At 35.4% G+C, this 23,374-nt stretch carries 19 protein-coding genes; 6 read left to right on the top strand and 13 right to left on the bottom strand.

What is annotated here, in order from left to right:
• Positions 1–19 precede the first annotated feature (19 nt).
• Together MHI57_RS02775 and MHI57_RS02770 are read left to right on the top strand one after the other, a co-directional pair.
• Complete coding sequence (locus MHI57_RS02775; RefSeq protein WP_340974832.1) at positions 20–1,114, top strand: DUF917 domain-containing protein; 1,095 nt, start codon at positions 20–22, stop codon at positions 1,112–1,114.
• A complete protein-coding gene (locus MHI57_RS02770; protein ID WP_095373693.1) occupies positions 1,114–2,694 on the top strand; it encodes a hydantoinase/oxoprolinase N-terminal domain-containing protein in 1,581 nt (526 codons plus the stop codon). Before MHI57_RS02775 ends, MHI57_RS02770 begins: the two co-directional genes overlap by 1 nt.
• Positions 2,695–3,542: 848 nt before the next feature.
• Here the strand turns inward: MHI57_RS02770 and MHI57_RS02765 are convergent.
• From MHI57_RS02765 to MHI57_RS02730, 8 genes are all read right to left on the bottom strand, one after another.
• Complete coding sequence (locus tag MHI57_RS02765) at positions 3,543–4,016, bottom strand: staygreen family protein (protein ID WP_180316968.1); 474 nt, start codon at positions 4,014–4,016, stop codon at positions 3,543–3,545.
• 201 nt (positions 4,017–4,217) lie between these two features.
• Complete coding sequence (locus tag MHI57_RS02760) at positions 4,218–4,979, bottom strand: hypothetical protein (RefSeq protein WP_340974828.1); 762 nt, start codon at positions 4,977–4,979, stop codon at positions 4,218–4,220.
• A gap of 74 nt (positions 4,980–5,053) precedes the next feature.
• Positions 5,054–5,446: a helix-turn-helix transcriptional regulator gene (locus MHI57_RS02755; RefSeq protein WP_095373315.1), complete on the bottom strand. Its 393-nt coding sequence runs from the start codon at positions 5,444–5,446 to the stop codon at positions 5,054–5,056.
• Positions 5,447–5,479: 33 nt separating this feature from the next.
• The gene (locus tag MHI57_RS02750) at positions 5,480–6,097 is read right to left on the bottom strand and encodes a DUF2812 domain-containing protein (RefSeq protein WP_095373316.1); all 618 of its coding nucleotides are present in this window, start codon (positions 6,095–6,097) and stop codon (positions 5,480–5,482) included.
• A 13-nt stretch (positions 6,098–6,110) separates the two neighbouring features.
• Positions 6,111–6,434, bottom strand: coding sequence for a PadR family transcriptional regulator (locus MHI57_RS02745; protein ID WP_095373317.1), 324 nt, complete (start codon positions 6,432–6,434; stop codon positions 6,111–6,113).
• Between the two features lie 247 nt (positions 6,435–6,681).
• Entirely contained in the window at positions 6,682–7,653 is a 972-nt protein-coding gene (locus MHI57_RS02740) for an NAD(P)H-dependent flavin oxidoreductase (RefSeq protein WP_095373318.1), read from the bottom strand.
• Between the two features lie 177 nt (positions 7,654–7,830).
• Positions 7,831–8,784: an alpha/beta hydrolase gene (locus MHI57_RS02735; RefSeq protein WP_322909314.1), complete on the bottom strand. Its 954-nt coding sequence runs from the start codon at positions 8,782–8,784 to the stop codon at positions 7,831–7,833.
• Between the two features lie 13 nt (positions 8,785–8,797).
• Complete coding sequence (locus tag MHI57_RS02730) at positions 8,798–10,441, bottom strand: flavin-containing monooxygenase (protein ID WP_340974823.1); 1,644 nt, start codon at positions 10,439–10,441, stop codon at positions 8,798–8,800.
• Between the two features lie 338 nt (positions 10,442–10,779).
• Here MHI57_RS02730 and MHI57_RS02725 point away from each other — a divergent pair, with 338 nt between their 5' ends.
• Positions 10,780–11,322, top strand: a complete 543-nt coding sequence (locus MHI57_RS02725) for a DUF402 domain-containing protein (protein ID WP_307314037.1) — start codon at positions 10,780–10,782, stop codon at positions 11,320–11,322.
• Between the two features lie 287 nt (positions 11,323–11,609).
• Here MHI57_RS02725 and parC read toward each other — a convergent pair whose 3' ends face one another.
• The 3 genes from parC to MHI57_RS02710 form a co-directional block, all read right to left on the bottom strand.
• Positions 11,610–14,042: a DNA topoisomerase IV subunit A gene (parC, locus tag MHI57_RS02720; RefSeq protein ID WP_307314039.1), complete on the bottom strand. Its 2,433-nt coding sequence runs from the start codon at positions 14,040–14,042 to the stop codon at positions 11,610–11,612.
• Positions 14,039–16,015, bottom strand: coding sequence for a DNA topoisomerase IV subunit B (parE, locus tag MHI57_RS02715; RefSeq protein ID WP_307314041.1), 1,977 nt, complete (start codon positions 16,013–16,015; stop codon positions 14,039–14,041). Before parE ends, parC begins: the two co-directional genes overlap by 4 nt.
• A gap of 329 nt (positions 16,016–16,344) precedes the next feature.
• Positions 16,345–16,758 (bottom strand): CoA-binding protein, encoded by a 414-nt coding sequence (locus MHI57_RS02710; protein WP_095373322.1) that lies wholly within the window; start codon positions 16,756–16,758, stop codon positions 16,345–16,347.
• 314 nt (positions 16,759–17,072) lie between these two features.
• Between MHI57_RS02710 and plsY the strand changes: the two genes are divergently transcribed.
• Both plsY and MHI57_RS02700 read left to right on the top strand, forming a co-directional pair.
• On the top strand, positions 17,073–17,675 hold the full coding sequence (plsY, locus tag MHI57_RS02705) for a glycerol-3-phosphate 1-O-acyltransferase PlsY (RefSeq protein WP_340974819.1): 603 nt from the start codon (positions 17,073–17,075) through the stop codon (positions 17,673–17,675).
• Between the two features lie 375 nt (positions 17,676–18,050).
• On the top strand, positions 18,051–19,160 hold the full coding sequence (locus MHI57_RS02700) for an ATP-binding protein (RefSeq protein ID WP_095373324.1): 1,110 nt from the start codon (positions 18,051–18,053) through the stop codon (positions 19,158–19,160).
• Between the two features lie 88 nt (positions 19,161–19,248).
• Here the strand turns inward: MHI57_RS02700 and brnQ (MHI57_RS02695) are convergent, their stop codons facing one another.
• Together brnQ (MHI57_RS02695) and brnQ (MHI57_RS02690) are read right to left on the bottom strand one after the other, a co-directional pair.
• Positions 19,249–20,595 (bottom strand): branched-chain amino acid transport system II carrier protein, encoded by a 1,347-nt coding sequence (gene brnQ / locus MHI57_RS02695; protein WP_322909312.1) that lies wholly within the window; start codon positions 20,593–20,595, stop codon positions 19,249–19,251.
• A gap of 384 nt (positions 20,596–20,979) precedes the next feature.
• Positions 20,980–22,326 (bottom strand): branched-chain amino acid transport system II carrier protein, encoded by a 1,347-nt coding sequence (brnQ, locus tag MHI57_RS02690; protein WP_095373326.1) that lies wholly within the window; start codon positions 22,324–22,326, stop codon positions 20,980–20,982.
• Positions 22,327–22,694: 368 nt separating this feature from the next.
• On the opposite strand from brnQ (MHI57_RS02690), the gene MHI57_RS02685 reads away from it, so the two are divergent.
• Positions 22,695–23,354: a GntR family transcriptional regulator gene (locus MHI57_RS02685; protein ID WP_095373327.1), complete on the top strand. Its 660-nt coding sequence runs from the start codon at positions 22,695–22,697 to the stop codon at positions 23,352–23,354.
• Positions 23,355–23,374 lie beyond the last annotated feature (20 nt).

Raw genomic sequence — 23,374 nt, 5'->3', positions numbered from 1 at the left:
CTTCAAAGGAGTGCGCGAAATGAGAAAAATAGGAAAAAAAGAAATTGAAGATATGGCAATTGGTGCAGCTTTACTTGGAACGGGCGGAGGTGGAGATCCGTACATCGGGAAGCTAATGGCGCTTCAAGCAATTGAAGAATATGGAGAAGTAATATTATTAGACCCAGAGGAAGTACCAGACGATGCATTGGTTGTCCCATCATCAATGATGGGTGCACCCACTGTTATGTTAGAAAAAGCACCAAGTGGTGAGGAGGCTATTCGTGCTTTTAATCAATTAGAGGAATATTTAGGTGAAAAGATATACGGGACTTTTCCTATTGAAGCGGGTGGTGTAAATAGCATGTTACCTTTTGCATTAGCTGCAAGATTAGGAATTCCAGTAATAGATGCTGATGGGATGGGACGAGCATTTCCAGAACTCCAAATGGTAACCTTTTATTTAGACGGGATATCAGCAACTCCTGCAATAATAGCTGATGAAAAGGGAAATACGGCGCTATTGTCTACAATTGATAATGTATGGACAGAGCGGATTGCTAGATCTGCAACTATACAAATGGGTGGTTCAGTCATGTGTGCGATGTATTCAATGAAAGCTAAAGACCTTAAGAAAAGTGGGATTACAAATATTCTTAAGCTTGAAGAGGAAATTGGTAAAAGTATTAGATTAGCTAAAATAAATAATGTGAATCCTATAGAAAAAATTTTAGAAACAGTCAATGGCTTTGAGTTATTTAAAGGGAAAGTCATTGATATAGATAGGAAAACTGAATCAGGTTTTGCAAAGGGTGTCGCTACTTTTGAGGGGCTTGAACAAAATAAAGGTGAAAATTTAAAACTCCGCTTTCAAAATGAACATCTTATTGCTCAAACGAATGAAAAGGTTTTATGTATGACGCCGGATTTAATAGCTGTACTCGATTCAGAAACAGGTTTACCTATAACAACAGAAGGCATACGCTATGGATCTAGATGTGTTGTAATTGGCATCCCTTGTCATCCAAAATGGAGAACAGAAAAAGGCATAGCAACAGTAGGACCAAACTACTTTGGCTATGATATGGCATATACACCTGTAGAGGAACTTGTAAAAAAAGGAGTGACACAATGATGGCAACATATAGAATTGGAATTGATGTAGGTGGTACTCATACTGACGCGGTCTTGTTAAATGACAAGAATGAAGTCATATCAGAAACAAAAGCTTCAACTACTGAAGATGTAGCTACAGGCATATATCACGCAATGCACAAAATTGTTTCTCATGCGAATGTGCCAAAGGAAAATATAAAATATGCAATGCTAGGAACAACTCATTGCACGAATGCGATTGTTGAAAGAAAGAGACTAAATCAAGTGGCGGTAGTACGAATTGGTGCGCCAGCGACACTGGCAGTCAAACCTTTAATAGGTGTCCCAAATGACCTTAGAGAATTACTAGGTGAACATGTCTTCTTAGTGCGAGGGGGTCATGAATTTGATGGAAGAGAAATAGTTGAACTTGATGAAAATCACTTATATGAAATCGCAAATGAATTAAAGGAAAAAGTGGATTCCATAGCAATTACTTCTGTTTTCTCTCCAGTATCAAAGGCACATGAAGAAAGAGCAGCAGAGATTTTTCAAGAAGTATTGGGAGACTCTATCGCATTATCGTTATCTTCTGAGATTGGTTCTGTAGGGCTTTTAGAAAGGGAGAATGCGACCATATTAAACGCTTCAGTTATTAATGTCGCAAAGATGGCTGCAGAAGGGTTTATCGATGCATTAAAAAATGAAGGGATTCAAGCGAAAGTATTCTTTGGACAAAATGACGGAACATTGATGTCTGTAAAATACGCTATGAAATATCCTATTTTCACAGTTGCATGCGGACCTACTAATTCTTTGAGAGGAGCTTCATATTTAAGTGAATTATCGGATGCCATAGTCGTAGATGTTGGAGGAACAACATCTGATGTAGGTGTGCTAGTGCAATCATTTCCACGAGAATCTTCTCTTGCAGTTGAGATTGGTGGAGCAAGAACGAACTTCCGTATGCCGGATTTAGTTTCTATAGGCTTAGGGGGCGGAACAATTATAAAGATAGAAGACGAACACTCTTTTACAATCGGTCCTGAAAGTGTGGGATATCGATTACCAGAGAAAGGATTGGTCTTCGGTGGAGATACATTGACTACTACTGATGTTGTTGTGGCACTTGGGAAAAGTAATTTAGGAGACGTTAAAAAAGTGTCACATCTTGATAAAAATTTATTAGAAAAAATATACGTAAGAATGGTTGAGATGGTCGAAGAAGCAATAGACAGAATGAAAACAAGTGCTGATCCAGTTCCCGTTATTCTTGTTGGAGGAGGTAGTATTTTACTACCAGAAACCCTTAAAGGTGCCTCACATGTTATCCGCCCGAACCATTCAGGAGTAGCAAATGCCATCGGCTCAGCCATTGCTCAAGTGAGCGGGCAAGTGGAAAAGATATTTGTTTTAGATGAGATCGGCAGAGCTGCTGCGTTACAAAGCGCAAAAGAACAAGCAATAAAAGAAGCTGTGCAAGCTGGAGCCGAACCCAGTAGTGTAGAGATTGTAGATATTGAGGATGTCCCATTGGCCTACTTGCCAGGAAATGCAACGAGAGTAAGAGTAAAAGCGGCAGGTGACTTAAAATATCAAAGCGAGGTTGCTATCAATTAATATGCTTTTAACAGAGTGAAAGCCAAAAACCAGTCATCAGATGACTGGTTTTTGGCTTTAGAAAAAAATAGAGATGATTAAGGTACCTCAGTATCTAAAACAAATTATTAGTTGATAATCCAGAGCATTCAAAAGAATAAGGATTATGAAAGTTTAAAGAACTGGCATAAAAAAAATAAACATAGAGTTGCTATTTTTCGGTTAGATGGAGGTGAAGTCGTAGGCGAGAAATCGCAATGAAATGAAAGTATCTACTATTCTTATCATTTTTATCTAGTTTACATAATATATATTATAGGAAGTTAAATAATTATAATCATTTTTGTCTCAATATCCAAGTATACTTAAAACATTGAGACAAAATAAAATTTTATGATTCTGATCTTATTCTGCGATAAATCGCAAATCAATATGTCATCTTTAATAAATATAACAAAATGATTGATTCGCATATGATTCAAGTTTTAGTGTATTTATAAATCTATTATCCAATAAAAAAATCCAGTTAACTCAATAATTTTATTTACGTTCTTGCTCTAGCTATGTTGTATACGATTAGAATATCGTATTAGCTCTTTCTTAGCTACCTTTTCTATTTTTCCTCTAATCGTACTCTGGCTCTTGCTCCAGCATTGCCAGCTGCTGAATGCTCATAATTAAGTTTGGATGTAACAGAAAAATTGCTTTATCTATTATCATGTCTTTCTGCATGATATAAAAATAACTCCTTGATCACTAAGATTATTCACGAATTTAATTAACTGCAACATATTTCTACTTTATGAATTTTAAATAGAAAAAGTTATAAACCATGCTATGATTTATAACTTTTAGTTTACATAATAATATTATTGTCTTTGTAAAGCTTTGCTTAAAAACTGTCTTACATTTCCGTAATATTGTATCTTATTAAACGCAGGATAATCAGATTGAAACTGTACGTAGATTGGAGAATCAAGTAACCATGGATAATGCTGTAAAAATTGTTGATCTCCAAAAACCAGCGCTGTTAACCAATTATTGATTTCTCTTTCATAAATAAGATATCGTATCTTAGCATACGGTTCGGTATATTCTCCTTTGCTAATTTGAAATCGGCAGAACAATACATATTGCCCCATTTGCGGTATCCACTGTGCCTGAAGCGCGTCAGAATGATTGTTCTCATTGCCTTTTACGCTCTCAATAGAAATGCTTAAATAAGCTTGTTCATCTCCATAAGGCTGTCGAAAGTAATAATTTCTATATTCAACTGGCTTAACATTTGTAGCAGGAGCAAGAATATCAACCTTTAATTTTGTTAAATCTAATTCTTGATTCATTGAATCCTTCCCCTTCATTAAAAGATTGTTACTTCTATACATCATATGCCCATTAACTAAAGTTGTGCTAGCTAGAGATTTGTACCTCATTCTTACCATAAAGAAGAAAACTCAATGCTCCTTGAGCTGCCCTTATCATAAAAAATAGCTTATAGTTTATCTTTAAAGAAGATAAACTATAAGCATTTTAGCAATAACCGCTTATTTGTTTCTTACATCTAAAATTTCTACGTTCACTAATTGCCATTTTTCATCTTCTCTTTTCCAAAAAGATTGCAAATAAGCTATAGTATCATTTTGGTCTATACCTGTGACCCTTTGCATTCCCTTCAAGCCCTTTTCCCCCTTTGTATTTTCAAAAGGAGTAAGCATATTGTATGAGTTAACAGTTAGTTCAAAAGGTTCGTTTAATTTTCCTTTATGATATAAACCGAGATTTTCATATTCTTTTGCATTCTCAGCCAAATCAAAAGTTACTTCTCTATTTTCATTTTCTACTGCGATAACAGCTTCGTAATTATCCTCTAATTGCGCAGTAGAAATGACTGGATCAGGTACACCTAAGTTAATTAGTTTTCCATCTTGATAACTATAAAGATAGAATGAAGCATTTTCTCCACTATCTTCGCTGTTGATTTTCACTAGCAATTCCTTATTACCATCATCATTAAAATCAATTATTTTTAATCGTGGGTCAAACCCTGGTTCTAAATCTACTTTGACAGTTTTTTTAAGATCATCTTCTACTTCTAATGATAATTCTTTAAAAAAACCAGCTTCTTCTTCATAACGGATACCTTTAATCTTTATCGTCTCTTTTATCTCTTTTCCAGAAAGCTCTGCTTCTTGGGTAATGACTGTTTTTTGCTCTTCATTCTTGTCTACACCGGCATATACAGCGGTCATCGTGGATAAACTCATCAAGAAAAAGGCAGTTAATGCGACAAGCACTTCTTTCTTCATTATAAAGACCCTCCTAACATTATTATAAGGATGCCCTTTATTGGAAGAATAATGCAAAAATAGACTTGAATAATTTATTTTCTTTTTATTGGTCCATAATGATCACTCATGGCCTGATTTAGCAGTCCTAAACAACGGTCAAACTCCACTTTCATTTGCTTTCTATATAGCTCGTATTCTTGCTTCCCCTTATCCGTAAGATGATAAATAATAATTTCTTGAAAATCTACACCAGGTTCACCAAGTAACTTTTTTTCTCTTCTCACCCATCCCTCTCTCGTTAATTCATGTAATGTTTTATAGATTTCGGAATGAGTAGGATGATATCCATATGGTTTAAATTCGGTTCTAAGATCATCTAAAAACTGAGTACCATAACGCTTATTCGCTTCAATCATTTTTAGTAAATACAACTTCAAAAATGCTCTTTGTCTTACAAGAAAGCCCCTCTTTAATTCTGATTCCATTGTTCTCTCCTACCTTTGCTATGAAGAATCATGTTATTTTTTTATCATTGATTGAATATACCGTTTATTTGCTTTATAACTAAAGAATAAATAGGATAGAACAGATAGTGGAATGAATGTCCAAGCTGCCCCTCTTAACAAGGCAAAAGGTGTCTCAAAAATAAACGAAAACCAAAATGACATTCCACTTTTGTCCCATAGCCCCGGAGTTAAGTAAAGTTCACTTGGTCGAATGAAATAGGCTGGATCAATGATGCCTGTATAATAAAGAAAGACTATTAGTGGGAAGTTACCAATGGCAAGCATGAGAGAAGAATGAGCGTAACGTTTATACCTTTTTGCCTTTGAAACATTATCAGAAAAAATATCATCTGTGGCTTGATCATCGATTTTCTCAAAATATTGAATCCCTGAATATTTTGATCCAGCAATATGTCTCCAACCACTATCCTCGAACAATGTAATATAATCCAAAAAGTCTGCTGAATGCTTGAACTTTCTGAAATCTATTTTGATTTTCTTCTCTTTTGCCTCAACTAACCGAAATTTGTAGCCGAAATAAGTGCTTTCTAATTGGTACCCTTCACTCGCCATTCTCTCTAACCATTGTTCCTCTTTATCAAAGTCAATAAAAACCTTGAATTTGCGCATCTTCTCCCCTCCACTAAATATCTGTATTAGAGAATAAGTTATCAGTAATGTGAATCATATGGCTCATCCTTTTATAATCTTGTCTTAGTACCTCAATTCCTTTCTCTGTGATCACATACGTTTTTCTACGTTTATCATCACTTTCCACAGATTGTATTAACCGTTGTTTCACTAAATTTTCTATTGCTCCGTACATCGTTCCTGCCGCTATTTTCACTTTGTTGTCACTTAATTCCTCCACTTTTTGCATCATGACATATCCATGGGAAGGTTCAATTAATGATAATAGAATGTAATAGGTTGTTTCGGTTAATGGAGAATATTTATTTATGTCCATTGAATCACCCCGACACTATATATACAGTTAAACTATATAGTTCAATTATATACAGTCTAACTGTATATTGCAATAAGTCACTTTTTATACTTTCGGCCTTTTCTTACTTAATCGCATTTTTTGTTTTTTCTTTATCTATTGAATATTTGGAACATAGTTCTGTTAGAATTATTTTCGTTAATTTTTGTATGCTTATAACTTCGAACATTAAAAAAGCCACCTAAAAGGTGGCTAAAAGATTCATTGTTCACGTAAATTGTTTGCTATAAGCGAACAAGTCTTCTTGTGCTTGTTTATATTCCTGTTTTAGTTTATTGACATAATTAGCGGTAGTTGTCACCGCGGAAATAGCAGCAATACCTTGTCCACTTCCCCAAACATCTTTCCATGCTTTTACTCGATTTTCCCCAAAATTCATTTTGCTTGGATCACTATCTGGTAGATTATCAGGATCCAAACCAGCAGCTTTTATGGATGGTTTTAAATAGTTACCATGAACCCCAGTAAATAGATTACTATAAACAATATCATCGGATGAACCATCAACAATAGCTTGTTTATACTCTTCTGAGGCTCTAGCTTCCTCTGTAGCGATAAATGGCGAGCCGATATAGGCTAAGTCTGCTCCCATCGCTTGCGCAGCTAAAATGGCTTGTCCGTTCGCAATAGAGCCAGATAGCGCTAATGTTCCATCAAACCATTGTCTAATTTCTTGAATGAGCGCAAACGGACTTTTATCACCAGCATGGCCACCCGCTCCTGCAGCAACAGCAATTAAACCATCTGCGCCTTTTTCTATCGCTTTATGTGCAAAAGTATTATTGATTACATCATGGAGTGCAATACCACCATAACTATGAGTAGCGGAGAATACTTCCTCTCTCGCTCCTAGAGAGGTAATTATAATTGGCACTTTATATTTCACGCATAGCTCCATATCTTTTTCTAATCTTTGATTTGATTTATGTACGATTTGATTAATTGCAAAGGGTGCAGCCGGTTTATCCGGGTTTTGTGCATTATAATCAGCAAGCTCTTCTGTAATCTGCGCTAACCATTCATCTAACTGAGAAGAAGGTCTGGCATTTAATGCTGGCATTGATCCAACGATACCAGCTTTACATTGTTCAATAACTAGCTTTGGGTTACTAATAATAAAAAGTGGTGATCCAATGACCGGTAACTGTAATTGCTGAAATTGTTTTGGTAAACGAGACATTTTCTTTTCTCCCTTCAAAGAACGAATGAAAACGGTAACACTTATTTACATCTGTTTTCTATATGTCCAATTTAACCCATATTTCTGTTACCCGTCAATTAAATATCAGATATTTCTAAATTAACAATATTATTTTTCGTGAAAATAAGCTGCGATTCAATCTCGCAGCTCATTTTTTTATTTCATGATTTTTACTTTTGGATTAAGCGCTTTCTTTAATGCTTGTATATAGTTGTGAATGGCTGCACTACCCAAATCAGAAGTTGGATTTAATAATTCAAAGGCATGATAAGCGCCAGGATAAATATGAAACTCTACATCGACTCCATCTTTCGCAAGTCTCGAGACATATTCAATTGTTTCATCCCTAAATGGATCCAATTGACCCACACATGTATAGGTTGGTGGTAGGCCAGAATAATTTTTTGCTCTTGCCGGCGCAGCATACGGTGAAATCTCACCATTGATATTTTTACCTAAATACATCCTCCATGCTGCTAGGTTATTGCCACGATTCCATATCGCTTTTTCATCGGTGATTTCATAGCTTGATGCAGTCGTATTACGATCATCTATCATTGGATAAAGTGGCATTTGAAAGGCTATTTTCGGACCGCTTCTATCTCGTGCTAACAATGAGAGGGCAGCTGTTAATCCTCCGCCCGCACTCTGACCAGCTACTGCGATTCTACTTCTATCAATCTTTAATTCTTCACAGCTCTCATGCATCCATAACAAGGCAGCATAGCAATCTTCTATTGCACAAGGATAGCGATGCTCTGGAGCTAACCGATAATCGACTGACACAACCACACATTCAGCTTCTTTTACAAACGCTTGACAAATAGCATCACTACCATCTGGATGACCAGTTACATACCCTCCTCCATGTATGAAAAGAACAGCTGGAAGTGCCTCTTCATTTCTATTAGAAGGTTCATAGATCTTCACTAACATTCTTTGTTTATCTCCACCTTGAATAGATAATTGATTGATTCTTACATAAGGGGATGTTTCGACTGGGACGAATGCAGCCTGCCTTGCTGCTTCTAATCCCTCTGGTAACTTAAATGGTGGGAAAACCTCACAGATTTCTCTTATTTCTTCTGCTACTCTACTGATAAAATCCATTAATAGCACTCCTTTACATATTTTTTGTGATGGAAGAATGTTGGTCAAACCCACTATACTCACTAGTAGCACAATTCTCGAGGATTTTCCCGTATTGTCCTAGCCCACCTAGATAAATTAAAAATGCTTCAGGCTTTCCTTCTACATTTGCTCCAGAATACCAAGAAGGGGTTTTACTATATAATGTTTGTCTATATACTTCTTCACAGTGGATACGCCATGTTTCTTCTTGTTGCGCATTAGCTTCTACCATTTCGATTCCCTCTGCCTCTATATAAGCAATAAAACGGTCAATCCAATCCACATGCTGTTCAATACTTGTCGGCATATTTGTTGCTACAGATGGACTTTGTGGTCCAGTAATCATAAACATATTCGGGAAGAGGTTAGTGGCAACACCTAAATAAGTTGATACATTAGCTCCATGTTCCCATTTCTCCTTAAGTGATTCTCCTCCACGTCCTTTAATATCCATAGTTAATAATGGTCCGGTCATTCCATCATAACCTGTAGCGAACACAACCATATCTAAGGGATACTCTCTGCCTGTTGTGCAAATACCCTTTTCACTGAATTGTGTTATAGGCGCAGATTTTACATCGACAAAATGGACATGTGGCAAATTAAATGATTCATAATAATTTGTATCAAGAACTAGACGTTTAGTGGCAATTGGATAAGTGGGTAACAATTTTTCTGCTAACGATTGATCCTTAACAACTTGTTTTATCTTATCTCGAACAAATTGACTAAGTGTTTCATTAGAGGTTTCATTAATTAATAAATCATTATAAGTGGCACTTATCTCAAAGCCACCTTTCTTCCATGCTGTTTCATAAATTTCCTGCCGTTTAAATTGATTTTCCTCTAAGGCAGAAATCGGTCGTGAAAAAAAGGGATAACCAGTATGAGATTGAAACATTTTCTTTCTTGTATCTAATCGATTTGCTTTATATTCATTGATTTCTTCTTCTGTGTAAGGGTGATTTTGTGCAGGAATCGCATATTGAGGAGTTCTTTGGAAGCTATATACTTCCGCTGCTGTTTCTGCAATAACCGGTAAACTTTGAATTCCACTTGAACCATTACCAATAATCCCTACTTTCTTGCCATGAAAATCTACTTCGTGATGTGGCCAAGTACCTGTGTGATAGCTTTCACCTTTATACTGACTATAACCTGGTATTTTCGGGATATTCTTCGCATGTGCTGACAGACAACCGACAGCTGTAATGAAATATTTACATATCAATTGTCGACCATCTTGTAAATACACTCTCCATTGTGTAATTTCTTCATCAAAATGAGCCGCTCTTATTTCTGTTTCTAACTCAATATCCTCTCTCAGTTGTAAGCGATCTGCTACAAAGTTTAAGTATTCGAGAATTTCTGGTTGAGTCGGATAACGAGAACGCCAAGACCATTCTTCATATAACGTTTCAGAAAAGGTAAAATTATACGTATGGCTCTCTGAGTCACACCTCGCACCAGGGTAGCGGCTCCAATACCAAGCTCCCCCTACACCAGCTCCCTTTTCAAACACTCGGACACTTAAGCCACGTTCTCGTAATCTGTAGAGCATATACATGCCAGAAAACCCAGCACCAACAATGATTGCATCATAGGAAGGGAAATCTTGATGATTGTGATTGTCCATCAATTACTCACACCTTTCTACTTAAATGATTGCGCTTACATTTTATAGGTAAAATATTCTGACTATTAATAGTATTAGACCTCCTATTGTAAAATTCCTCTATCCTCAATTAAATTTTTTCTCACTAATATAGCTCAGTAAAAGGAAGCATATTAATTTTAGAGGTAACAGCATTACTTATGAAATATCTTCGGTAGTATCTAATATTTCAAATAAAAGTGATGATATGTTGAATAAATCTTTAATTTAGAATTTCATCCAATAATTTTGTTTAATATAAGTAAACTCGTTACAATCAAATGCTATAATTCGCATAAAAACTTGCGTGGGGGATGATGATGCTAAAGAGGAAGTTCGGAGATCGTTCAGATTGGAAAAGAATTGATAAAAGGAAATATTCACAGGCTTTCCTCAATACCAAAAACTTTAAGGGTCACATAACTTTATTACATGCACTATCCGTTACATCACCATTATGTGTAAGTTATGGGAGAAAGAAATTATGTATAGTGGATGATGGATATATGTGGCTTCAACAATTTCCTTTAAGAAAAAACCATACAGTAACTACGATGTTCGATTCTAAAGGGAATATCATTCAGTGGTATATAGACATATGCCTCCATTATGGAATAGACAATAATATTCCATGGATGGACGATTTATTCTTAGATATTGTTATATTACCAACCGGGGAATTATATGTTTTGGATGACGACGAACTTGAAGATGCGCTAAAAAATAATATTATTAATCAACCTCTATATGATTTAGCTTGGAAAGAAGTAAAAATCATTAAAAGTTTAGTTAGAGCTGGAAACTTTAATTTGTTAAAATTGTCGAACACCCATAAAAAAATTCTATCTAAAATTTTGAAGTAACTACGATTAAATGAACAGAAGTTCTGTCTATTTCCGTTCATTAATCATGAAGATTAGATAACTAGAAGACTTAACATTAATAAAAAAATTATTTACTTTACACAGTAATCTTCCCTGTTGACCAAGAAACGTTAGAGGGATGCCTTCAGTGTTTTTTCAATACTAAAATGATCAACTAAAAGAATGATAATGCACATTAAAAAAGTACATCACTTTTATGAGTGTGTACTTTTTTAATAATGTGTCATTAAGTTAAATACAACCTTTCAACTTTTTGAAGAAATCGTTTATGTTTGTTCCTTTGTCTCAGTCCATAAATGAATAATTGCACCATTTTCTTCTTCATCTAATATAAACGATCCGTTGGAGTAGCGATCATTGTATCTAAGTTCATTCATTGCTATGGACTCAATTGTCCCTTTTTCACTTTCAACAAATGCTGTTTCATGATTATTTGTTATAACCATACCAACAATGCGATGCGGATGTTTTTTCAATTCGCGTAACATCACTACACCTCGTTTTGCCCTTGATGTTTGTTCAAACTCTTGCAGTTTCATTTTTTTCACTGCCCCGCGTTGCGTCGCAATGACAACTGCTTCTTCTTTCTCATTACTAATCATTTTTCCAGAAACAACATAGTCATCATCTTTTAGATTGATTCCTTTTACACCCGCAGCTCTTGGGCCTACTAAGTTTACTTCTTTCTCATGAAACCTGAGACCATAACCTAAATGAGTTGTGAGAAACACATCATGCTCGCCATGTGTTAGGTGAACATCGACAACCTCATCATCACCTTTTAGGTTAAGTGCAACGAGCGCTTTTGAAAAGCGTTGAGCTTTATATGATTTTAATTCGGTTTTCTTCACCATACCGTTTTTCGTAATAAATAATAATGTTGCATTCTCTTGTTCAAAATCAGTAATAGGGATTGCGTGAATGATACATTCATCACGATCGATGGCAATGATATTGGCAATATGTTGACCCATGTCCTTCCAGCGGATGTCAGGTAATTGGTGCACAGGACAATATAAGTAGCTGCCTTTATTCGTAAATAGAAGTAGAACATCCGTTGTATTCATCTCTAGCTTTGTTAATAAACGGTCGGATTCCTTCATCGCTAAATCTTGTCCATTTGAAGCTGAATAAGAACGCTGGCTTGTCCGCTTAATATACCCATCTCTTGTGACAGTAACAATCACATCTTCATTTGCTACAAGAACTTCTAGGTTAATTTTAATTTCTTCTATTTCTGCTTCAATTACTGTTCTTCTATTGTCTTCAAATTTCTTCTTCACTTCACGAAGTTCTTTTTTAATCACTGATGCGAGTTTCTTGTCACTGGCAAGAATCGATGTGAGTTCCTCTACTTTGGCCGCTAATTCCTCTGCTTCTGCACGCAATGCAGTGATATCTGTATTCGTCAAACGATATAGTTGTAATGAGACGATCGCTTCTGCTTGAGGCTCTGTAAATTGATACTCTCTCATTAAATTCTCTTTCGCGTCACGCTTATCTTTTGAAGCACGAATCGTCGCAATGACTTCGTCTAATATAGATAATGCCTTGATTAGGCCTTCAACGATATGCTGACGTGTTTGAGCCTTTTCTAAATCGAATTGTGTTCTACGTGTGACAACCTCTTTTCGATGGTCAATGTAGGCATCTAGTAGGGGGACTAGACCCATCGTTTTCGGATGACGGTTATGAATAGCCACCATATTAAAGTTATACGGGATTTGCAGATCAGTATATTTATATAAATAATGTAAAACCCCTTGTGGGTCAGCATCCTTCTTTAATTCAACGACAATTCTTAGCCCTGTACGATCCGTTTCATCACGGACTTCAGCGATTCCTTCGATTTTACGATCGAAGCGAAATTCATCCATTTTCTTCACTAAGTTCGCTTTATTTACTTCATAAGGGATTTCAGTAATGACTATTTGCTTTCTACCACCACGAATATCCTCGAAATCTACTTTACCACGGATAATAATTTTACCTTTGCCCGTTTCATAGGCTTTCTTAATGCCTTCTACACCTTGTATGATTCCACCGGTAGGAAAATCAGGTCCTTTTATATACTGCATTAAATCATCGACAGTACTTTGTGGACGATCCATACGATGAATAACAGCATCAATAACTTCTCCAAGATGATGAGGTGGGATTTCCGTTGCATATCCGGCAGAAATCCCTGTTGATCCATTTACAAGTAAGTTGGGATAACTAGCTGGTAAAACGGTTGGTTCATTCGAAGTATCATCAAAGTTCGGAATAAAATCAACCGTTCTTTTTTCAATATCATTTAAGAGTGCAGAAGAAATAGAAGATAATCTCGCCTCTGTATACCTCATCGCAGCAGGTGGATCATTATCGATACTACCATTATTGCCGTGCATTTCAATAAGAAGCTTGCGCAACTTCCAATCTTGACTCATACGCACCATGGCATCATATACAGAGGAGTCACCATGTGGGTGAAAATTACCAATCACATTACCGACCGTTTTTGCCGATTTTCTAAAACCTTTATCATGCGTATTACCTTCAACATGCATGGCATATAAGATACGACGCTGCACGGGCTTAAGCCCGTCTCTCGCATCAGGTAATGCTCTATCTTGTATAATATATTTACTATATCTGCCAAATCGGTCACCAAGGACATCTTCTAACGGCAGATCACGAAATTGTTCTGCTTTGTTCATGAATCTAACTCCTCAAGCGTCGAAATGTTTTCATTTTCTAAAATGCTGCCATCTTCTTCTAATCCGAATGCGACATTTGTTTCAATCCATTTCCTCCGTGGTTCAACTTTATCACCCATTAAAGTGGTAATTCTACGTTCCGCTCTCGCAGCGTCATCAATTTTCACACGGATGAGCGTTCTCGTTTCTGGATCCATCGTTGTTTCCCATAATTGGTCAGCATTCATCTCACCAAGTCCTTTATAACGCTGAATAATATAGCCTTTACCAACCTTTTTAATCGTATCAGGAAGCTCTTCATCACTCCATGCATACTCTATTACTTCTTTCTTTCCAGAACCTTTACTCACTTTGTACAATGGTGGTAAAGCAATATAGACTCTACCTGCTTCTAGTAACGGTTTCATATAGCGGTAGAAGAAGGTCAGTAAGAGCACTTGAATATGGGCTCCATCGGTATCAGCATCCGTCATAATAATCACTTTATCGTAATTAATATCTTCAATCGTAAAGTCACCACCGACACCCGCTCCAACAGCGTGTATAATCGTGTTTATCTCTTCATTTTTAAAGATATCTGCGAGCTTTGCCTTTTCAGTATTTATTACTTTACCTCTTAATGGCAATACTGCTTGAAACCTTCTATCGCGCCCCTGCTTTGCTGAACCACCCGCAGAGTCACCTTCTACTAAATATAATTCGTTTCTTTCTGGGTTACGTGATTGAGCAGGTGTCAATTTCCCTGACAGAACCGCTTCAGCCCGTTTCTTCTTCTTTCCGCCTCTAGCGTCTTCCCTTGCTTTACGTGCTGCTTCTCTTGCTTGAAAAGCTCTAATTGCTTTCTTAATTAATAAAGAGCTTGTATCTGGATTTTCTTCAAGGAAGTAAGAGAGATACTCTGATACAACAGCATCGACAGCTGAACGCGCTTCGCTTGTTCCGAGCTTGCCCTTTGTTTGTCCTTCAAATTGTAACAGTTCTTCGGGTACACGTACTGAGACAATCGCCGCAAAACCTTCTCGTAAATCAGTTCCTTCTAAGTTCTTATCTTTCTCTTTTAGAAGCTGAACTTTACGGGCATATTCATTGAACACCCTAGTCATCGCTGTTTTAGCTCCAGCTTCATGTGTCCCTCCATCTTTCGTACGAACATTATTAACAAAAGAAAGGACATTTTCTGAAAAACCATCATTAAATTGGAAGGCAAAATCAACTTCAATACCATTATGCTCCCCTTCAAAACTAACTACTGGATGGAGCGTATCTTTTTCTTCATTTAGGTACTGAACAAATGCTTCAATCCCATTTTCATAATGATAAATCTCTTTAAGATCATGACGTTCATCCGTTATCTCGATTTTCATCCCTTTTAAGAGAAAAGCGGATTCACGTAATCGTTCACTTAGCACTTCAAAATTATATGTAGTTGTTGAGAAAATTGTCGGATCTGGTTTAAAGTGGATCGTTGTCCCTACTTGATTCGTTTTACCAACCTTCTCAAGCGTGGTTACTGGCTTTCCGCCGTTTTCAAACCGCTGTTCATAAACAAGTCCATCGCGTTTAATTTTAACGACTAACCATTGTGATAAGGCGTTAACAACTGAAGCACCTACACCATGAAGTCCACCACTTGTTTTGTATCCACCTTGGCCAAACTTTCCTCCAGCGTGCAACACAGTCAATATGACTTCGGTTGTAGGTTTGCCCATCTTGTGCATTCCGGTCGGCATTCCTCGACCTTTATCTTGAACACTAATTGAATTGTCTTTATGTATTTTGACAATGATATGATCGCCGAAACCTGCAAGTGCTTCATCTACAGCGTTATCGACTATTTCGTATACAAGATGGTGTAGCCCTCTTGCATCCGTACTTCCAATGTACATTCCGGGACGTTTTCTAACAGCTTCTAATCCCTCAAGTACTTGTATGGCATCATCATTATAGTCAAATACTTCCTGATTTTTTGCCACAAGCATTCCCCTTTCATCTCTTCAAAAACCATCTATTGTCTATCAATCCGAGTCGGCAATAGAGTTTGATTATATCATAACCGCGCCTTTATGCACCTCTCTACAATAGATATCGGTTTATTATTCCATTCTTATTCACTATATTCCTTCTTATCATGCGAGTCGTATGCATATATGTTCCCCATTGTAACATGCATTAAGGTCATGTATATACTGTTGCAAGAGGTGAATAAGAACAAACGTTCTAATCATTATATCATATTTATACGTCTAAACCGCATATGAAAGAAAAAGCATGAAATCAATGTCATGATCCCATGCTACAAATGTTATTTTGTTAGCGCATGCTCTACTTTAATGCATCGATCCATGATCACGGTATAACCAGCATCACTTAACTGCTGAAATACGTCTTCATCTACAACACCTAGCTGAGTCCAAAAAATGGGACAATCAATATTTTGAAATTCACTCGCAAGACTTGGCAAATATTCCGAACGTCTAAAGACATTAACAATATCCACTTTGCCTTCTATTTCAGCTAATGATGCAACCGCTTTTACACCTAATACTTCCTTAACTTTGGGATTAACAGGGATGATTTCGTAACCACTTTTTTGCATGGCTTCACTCACCATATAGGATGTACGATTAGGTTTATCACTTAAACCTACGACGGCAATCCTCTTTGCTTGTTTTAACATCTTTCCGATTTCAGTTCTTGATGGGTTTTCTATACTCAATACATTCACCTCTTATTTTGAACTCTACACTATTTTATCTGAATTAAAGTATAAATGCGAATAGATCGCAATGCTGTTCTTTCTGACATACAGCTTCATCTTTTTTATAAAGCTTTCCTTTTCGCTAAATATCACGTAATCCACTTAACAAAAAAGTTCTTTTCTACTAATTTTAATCATATATCTATTTAACATTCGTTTCATACTAGGGTAATCTTTGCAATTGAAAAGATAATTTAAAAGCAACATAGTACATTCACTTATTTACGTGGTACAATATAAGAACTGTATTTTTATTCCGTGGGGGAGAGTTTATGACATTTGAAGTAATCATCGTTTTTCTTATTGCTTATTTAATTGGTTCCATTCCATCTGGATTAATCATTGGTAAAGTGTTTTATGGCATTGATATTCGTGAGCATGGTAGTGGTAATCTTGGTGGGACAAACACTTTCCGAACGCTAGGAAAAAAAGCAGGTTTTACCGTTACACTGGCCGATATCCTGAAAGGTACCATAGCTGCTGGATTATTACCAATCTTCTTTGATATAGATATACATACAGTAATTATAGGAATTTTTGCTGTTATTGGCCATATGTACCCGATATTTGCAGGATTCAAAGGTGGTAAAGCTGTTGCTACATCTGCAGGTGTTGTGCTGGCGTTCGTGCCCGTCATGTTTGTGGTAATATTAGCTGTATTTTTCATCTCACTTCTCACTACTAAATATGTTTCATTATCATCAATGATTGCTGGTATTGCAGGATTGATTTATTCACTCATTCTTGGTGATTCAATTTTAATCATAGTGATTGCCTTAATGACATTGTTCATCATTTATCGACATCGTACAAATATTAAAAGGATTATCAATAAAACCGAACCAAAAGTCAATTTATTTAAAAAGAAAAGTTAACATTCAAAAGACAGCGTTATAGAATGCTGTCTTTTCTTATTTATTCATTTCTATACTAGGTAGATCGAAGCTATAATTTTTTCTAGTAATCTATCTTTTTTACAATTCCTAAAAAATTCCTTTAACGAATGAAAACGGTGATTGAAAGCCATTGAATGACTTTGGTATGATAAGATTAATAAGTCCATCATTGCGATTTAATTAAAAATATGACATTTTAACTCATATACATAACAAGAAAAGTAGAGATGATTCGTGTTTTTTTCTCAATATACATGTTTTTCTAACATATAATGCAATTTCTTCTAATAGAATAAAAGAGAATGACATTAGATACTACTTCCACATGACAAACAATGGTAAGGATGATAAGAAATGAAATTAACTGAGATTGTCTTAAAAGAACTACCATTTCCATACTTCTTAATTGACAACAATAATCACGTGGTTTCAACATCTATAGTTAATCAGCATACAATCATTGGTACCCCATTCACACAATTAATGAATTACGAAGATGTCGAACAATTTAATGAAATACGCAAGAAAAAAGCAGTTCTTAATTTACAGCTATTTTTCGGAAACGGTTATCACAATTATCGCGTCTATACGATTCCTGAGGAAGAATCATGTCATTTATTTTGCTACCCCTTATTTCATTCATTATCTACTGATCATAATTATCAAACACAACAATTAGAGCAGAAACTCCTCAGATTTAGCTTAGAACTAAATGAAAAAAAGAAAATCATTCATGAAACTGCGTCTCAGATTAATGAAGCTAATTTCACAAATGAGTACGCACAAAATTTAAGTACACTTGCAGCATCGATGGCACATGAAATACGTAACCCGCTTACAACAGTTAAAGGTTTTTTACAATTGTTAAAACCCTATCTCAATGAGTCAGGGAAAAATCAATATGTTGATATTGCTCTAGATGAGATTAATCGTGCCAATGATATTATTCATGAGTTTCTAAATGCAGCAAAGCCAACAGACAATATTAAAGAACGTATTTCTATTAATAAACTTGTTCACGATACTTTCCTGTTGTTTCAGAGTGAAGCGATTTTAAAGAATACTGCACTCTCCTTCCAATTATCAAAAGACGATCCATATATTTATGGTAATGCCAAACAATTAAAACAAGTACTAGTCAACTTAATTAAAAATGCACTGGAATCATTTGATACACAAGAGCAGCATCAAGAAAATACGATTAATATCTCTGTTAGAAGGACAGCTGAAACATGTTTAATCGTTATAAAGGATACTGGTTTCGGAATGAATGAAGAGACATTAGAAAAGCTTTTTCAACCTTTTTATTCTACTAAATCGACGGGCACAGGCATTGGGTTATCCATTTGTAAAAGAATTATCGAACAACATAATGGCTGGATTAACATTTCATCTGAAATGAATGTTGGTACAACGATTAAGATTACTTTACCGCTAGATAAAGAAAATACATACAGCAATTGAGAGATTAACTTCACATATCCGAATGATCTGGCATCGTTTTATAGCAAAAAAAAGAAGCCTCCGTTTTAGTCGGAGGCTTTTTTTCTTATTAAATTAATTGTTCTTTTTCATCCTCAACCTTTTTATTTTGAAATAAACCAATGATTATTCCTAGAACCGCTCCTAAAAATGCAGGTACTAACCAACCTAACCCTACATCATATAATGGAAGAATACTAGTGAATAGATTATCTACTGAGGTAATCGTATATCCTGCTGCTTTAAAGCCATCAAAGATACCAATAATAAACGTAAATAACATACTCATTTGGTAAACAGATTTCTTACCATTAAACAACGGGTGTAAAAACGTAAGGATTAATAATACAATCGCTAATGGATAAATAGCTGTTAATACCGGTACTGAAATAGCAATCAATTGACTTAATCCAAAATTAGCAATCGCTGCACTAAATACTGAGAAAACAATAACAAACGTATTATAGGAGACTTTAGGCATGATTTTACTAAAATAAGCTGCACATGAAGAGATTAAACCAATACTAGTCGTTAAGCATGCGGCAATGACAATCACACTTAGTATAACTCCTCCAAATGAGCCAAAATAATGCCCGGAAACTTGAGATAAAACCGCCCCACCGTTTCCTAATATACCTAATTGAGAAACACTACTAGCACCAATATAAGAAAGTGAGCCATAAATCACAGCAAGCAAACCGGCTGAAATTAATCCTGCTTTAATCACTGAAAGCATCACTACTTTAGTTGATTGAACGCCTTTAGAACGAATGGCATCAATTACGATAATTCCGAATACGAAAGCAGCAAGGGCATCCATTGTTAAGTAACCTTCAGTAAAGCCGTTAAAGAAAGAGTTAACAGTATATGCCTCACTTGGTGCTTGTAGAGATCCTAGTGGATTAACAAATGCTACTACAATTAAAATTAAAATAAATAATAGTAGAATAGGTGTTAAAACTTTACCAACAATATCAACAATTTTCGATGCATTCAGAGAGAAGAATGCGGTAATTCCAAAGAAGATGATAGAGAAGATAACTAATCCAATCGTACTCCATTCATCAGAAATGAATGGTCTAATACCAATTTCATAAGAGACCGTACCAGTTCTTGGTATCGCAAATAATGGTCCGATAGATAAATATAATACAACTGTAAAAAGTAGACCAAAGAGTGGACTTACACGACTTGCAAGCGATTGCAAGTCACTTTTACCAGAATAACCTAAAGCGATTACACCCAATAAAGGAAGACCAACACCTGTTATAATAAAGCCCGCTACTGCGGCCCATACGTTCGTTCCTGCTTCTTGACCCATCATTACTGGAAAAATTAAGTTCCCAGCACCGAAAAATAATGAAAATAACATAAATCCTACTGCAATAATATAAGAAGACGGAACCTTTTGATTCATATCTTCTACCCCCTTCTGCCTCTACTGTTGTAGTTAACAATCTTCAATTACTATAATTTACTAATTCTTCAGAAAATTCATATTTAAATATAATATTGTATGAATTACAATCTCTGAAAAAATTCAAGCAATATATTGCATTATTAAAGTAACATATCCATGTAATGAATGCAATATATTATTTTAAAAAAATATAGTCATATGTAATATATTAATAGAATTATTCTTACTTAATTTACTAGTAGAGACCTCGATAATTTTACATTCTTGATTGGAATGACTAAGAATAATCCTTCTAGTTATCAAAAAAATAGTGAATATTATTATAGGTTACATAAAAAAACCCTTACAAAAGGAAAATCTTTTGTAAGGGTAAAAAAACAGTTAAATTACTTCTTCATTCTCTTTTATCTTTGTCTCTCTTTTAAACAGATCTATTACAATACCTAAAATCACACCAATGATAGCTGGTACAATCCAACCTAATCCCACTTCATACAACGGAAGAATGTTTGCGAATAAATGATAAACAGGCTCTATTTGAACTCCTGCTTCTTTTAAACCGTCAAAAACACTAACAATAAACGTTAAAATCATACTTACTTGATAGACAGTCTTCTTCCCATTAAAAAACTGATGGAAAAATGTTAAAATTAATAATAAAATCGCCAAAGGATAAATCGCTGTAAGTACTGGAACAGAAATAGCTATTAACTCTGTTAAACCAAAGTTCGCAACTGCAGTACTGAAAATAGCAAATGCAATTACATATGTCTTATAGGAAAATTTAGGCATGATCTTATTAAAATAGCTAGCACATGAACTGATCAAACCTACACTTGTTGTCATACAAGCAATAATCATAACAGCACTTAGAACGATTCCTCCATAAGAGCCAAAATATGCATAGGCAACACCCGAAAGAACAGCTCCACCATTTTCAAGGATACCTAATTCCGCAACACTACTAGCACCCATATAAGCCATCGCACTATAAAAGAATGCTAATAAAACCGCAGCAATCAAACCAGCCTTCATCGTAGCAAACATAATAGAGCGATTTGACTCTATACCTTTTGCCCGCAGTGCATTAATAACAATTACACCAAAGACAAATGCAGCCAGTACATCCATAGTTAAATAGCCTTCTGAGAAGCCATTAAAGAATGAGTGTTGTGAATAAGCTTCTGTTGGCTCCCCAAAAGATCCTAGAGGATTAAAAACAGCAACAAGAATTAATAGTAGTATAAAACTAATTTTAATAGGCGTTAAATATTTACCAACAATATCAACAATCTTTGATGAATTTAATGATAATATCGTCGCAACACCAAAGAAGCAGATTGAGAATATTAATAAACCAATCGTCAGTGAAGATTCTGGCAATAATGGTCGAATTCCAATTTCAAATGAAACACTTCCTGCTCTCGGAATGGCAAATAATGGACCAATAGCTAAATACAATATAATAGCGAAAATCAGTCCAAATGTTGGATTCACTCGACTTGCAAGCGATTGCAAATCACTCTTACCTGAAAAGCCAAGAGCAACAACAGCTAATAATGGCAGTCCCACACCAGTTATAATAAACCCAGCTGTCGCTGCCCAAACATTTGTACCCGCTTCTTGCCCCATCATAATCGGGAATATTAAATTACCCGCTCCAAAGAACAAAGAGAATAACATTAAACCTAATACAACCACATAAGAATTTGAAGATTTTTGATTCATATTTACAAGTTTACCCCTCTCAATTACAACTAGCAGATGATTTTCTCACCGCTAGTATTTTTCAGAATATTTATTCTTCATAAAATTAAATATTCTGAAATAATTTTTAAAAATTCTGTCACTTATCTAATTCCCGTTAATATATTGCATTAATAAGATAACATATCACTATAATGAACACAATAAATTATCTTAAGAAACTAACGGAAGAGGTGATATATTGCATTAAAAACTATATTATTATATAATTTTTTCTATATATTACTAATATGGATAGAATATTTCCGGATTTCTTTCAGCAATTTTGAAAAATCACACTATACTAACAGAGTAATTTACAGATATTTGATACGCAAAGGTGGTATATTATGCCAATTCCAAGTAATTTTTCAACTCCACAACGACTTTCAGCTAAAAAACGAGCATTCTTGCAAATTCAAGAATGGATTATTGATGGCACGTTAAAACCAAAAGAAAAGCTGAATGATGCTGATCTTGCGGAAGCTTTAGGAGTCAGCAGAACACCCATTAGAGAAGCATTACAATTATTAAATTCCCAAGGATTTGTAGAAATGTATCCGGGTGTAGGGACACAAGTTACTGCAGTAAATCACGAAGATATAACGAAAATCCTTCCTCCATTAAGTGTCCTGCAAGCATTGTCTTCTGAATTAGTAGCAGGCAATCTGGGGCAAGAGGTAATTAATCGTTTAAAAGAAATTAATCAGAAATTTGCTGAAGCTATTAAAACTGAGGATTCATTCTCTGCTCTTAAATATGACGAAGAGTTCCATCAATTAATAGTAGATGAAACAAAAAACCCTTATATAACTCAGGCGATTGAAGGTCTCCAACCTCACGTTATGAGACTTTACTATTACAAAGCCATTATCTTAACAGAATCATCTATCGACGAGCATGAACGGATCATACAAGCGCTAGAAGCAGGTGACAAACAAACAGCCTCTGATGTAACAAGAATCAATTGGATTCGTGCCATCAATGAATATTTTTCTGAGCATAAATAAGGTTCCCTTCTCTTTCCAAT

It is taken from the genome of Cytobacillus sp. FSL K6-0129, assembly GCF_038007625.1.
GTDB classification, from domain to species: Bacteria; Bacillota; Bacilli; order Bacillales; family Cytobacillaceae; genus Cytobacillus; species Cytobacillus kochii.
The sequence above is the reverse complement of the archived record's forward strand: the minus strand, read 5'-3'. Positions and strand labels throughout refer to the sequence as shown.

What these genes read in the sequence shown, in the direction of transcription:
- MHI57_RS02775 (WP_340974832.1), top strand. Translation starts at nt 20, where the DNA reads ATGAGAAAAATAGGAAAAAAAGAAATTGAAGATATGGCAATTGGTGCA.
- MHI57_RS02770 (WP_095373693.1), top strand. Translation starts at nt 1,114, where the DNA reads ATGGCAACATATAGAATTGGAATTGATGTAGGTGGTACTCATACTGAC.
- MHI57_RS02765 (WP_180316968.1), bottom strand. Translation starts at nt 4,016, where the DNA reads ATGAATCAAGAATTAGATTTAACAAAATTAAAGGTTGATATTCTTGCT.
- MHI57_RS02760 (WP_340974828.1), bottom strand. Translation starts at nt 4,979, where the DNA reads ATGAAGAAAGAAGTGCTTGTCGCATTAACTGCCTTTTTCTTGATGAGT.
- MHI57_RS02755 (WP_095373315.1), bottom strand. Translation starts at nt 5,446, where the DNA reads ATGGAATCAGAATTAAAGAGGGGCTTTCTTGTAAGACAAAGAGCATTT.
- MHI57_RS02750 (WP_095373316.1), bottom strand. Translation starts at nt 6,097, where the DNA reads ATGCGCAAATTCAAGGTTTTTATTGACTTTGATAAAGAGGAACAATGG.
- MHI57_RS02745 (WP_095373317.1), bottom strand. Translation starts at nt 6,434, where the DNA reads ATGGACATAAATAAATATTCTCCATTAACCGAAACAACCTATTACATT.
- MHI57_RS02740 (WP_095373318.1), bottom strand. Translation starts at nt 7,653, where the DNA reads ATGTCTCGTTTACCAAAACAATTTCAGCAATTACAGTTACCGGTCATT.
- MHI57_RS02735 (WP_322909314.1), bottom strand. Translation starts at nt 8,784, where the DNA reads ATGGATTTTATCAGTAGAGTAGCAGAAGAAATAAGAGAAATCTGTGAG.
- MHI57_RS02730 (WP_340974823.1), bottom strand. Translation starts at nt 10,441, where the DNA reads ATGGACAATCACAATCATCAAGATTTCCCTTCCTATGATGCAATCATT.
- MHI57_RS02725 (WP_307314037.1), top strand. Translation starts at nt 10,780, where the DNA reads ATGCTAAAGAGGAAGTTCGGAGATCGTTCAGATTGGAAAAGAATTGAT.
- parC (WP_307314039.1), bottom strand. Translation starts at nt 14,042, where the DNA reads ATGAACAAAGCAGAACAATTTCGTGATCTGCCGTTAGAAGATGTCCTT.
- plsY (WP_340974819.1), top strand. Translation starts at nt 17,073, where the DNA reads ATGACATTTGAAGTAATCATCGTTTTTCTTATTGCTTATTTAATTGGT.
- MHI57_RS02700 (WP_095373324.1), top strand. Translation starts at nt 18,051, where the DNA reads ATGAAATTAACTGAGATTGTCTTAAAAGAACTACCATTTCCATACTTC.
- brnQ (WP_322909312.1), bottom strand. Translation starts at nt 20,595, where the DNA reads ATGAATCAAAAGGTTCCGTCTTCTTATATTATTGCAGTAGGATTTATG.
- brnQ (WP_095373326.1), bottom strand. Translation starts at nt 22,326, where the DNA reads ATGAATCAAAAATCTTCAAATTCTTATGTGGTTGTATTAGGTTTAATG.
- MHI57_RS02685 (WP_095373327.1), top strand. Translation starts at nt 22,695, where the DNA reads ATGCCAATTCCAAGTAATTTTTCAACTCCACAACGACTTTCAGCTAAA.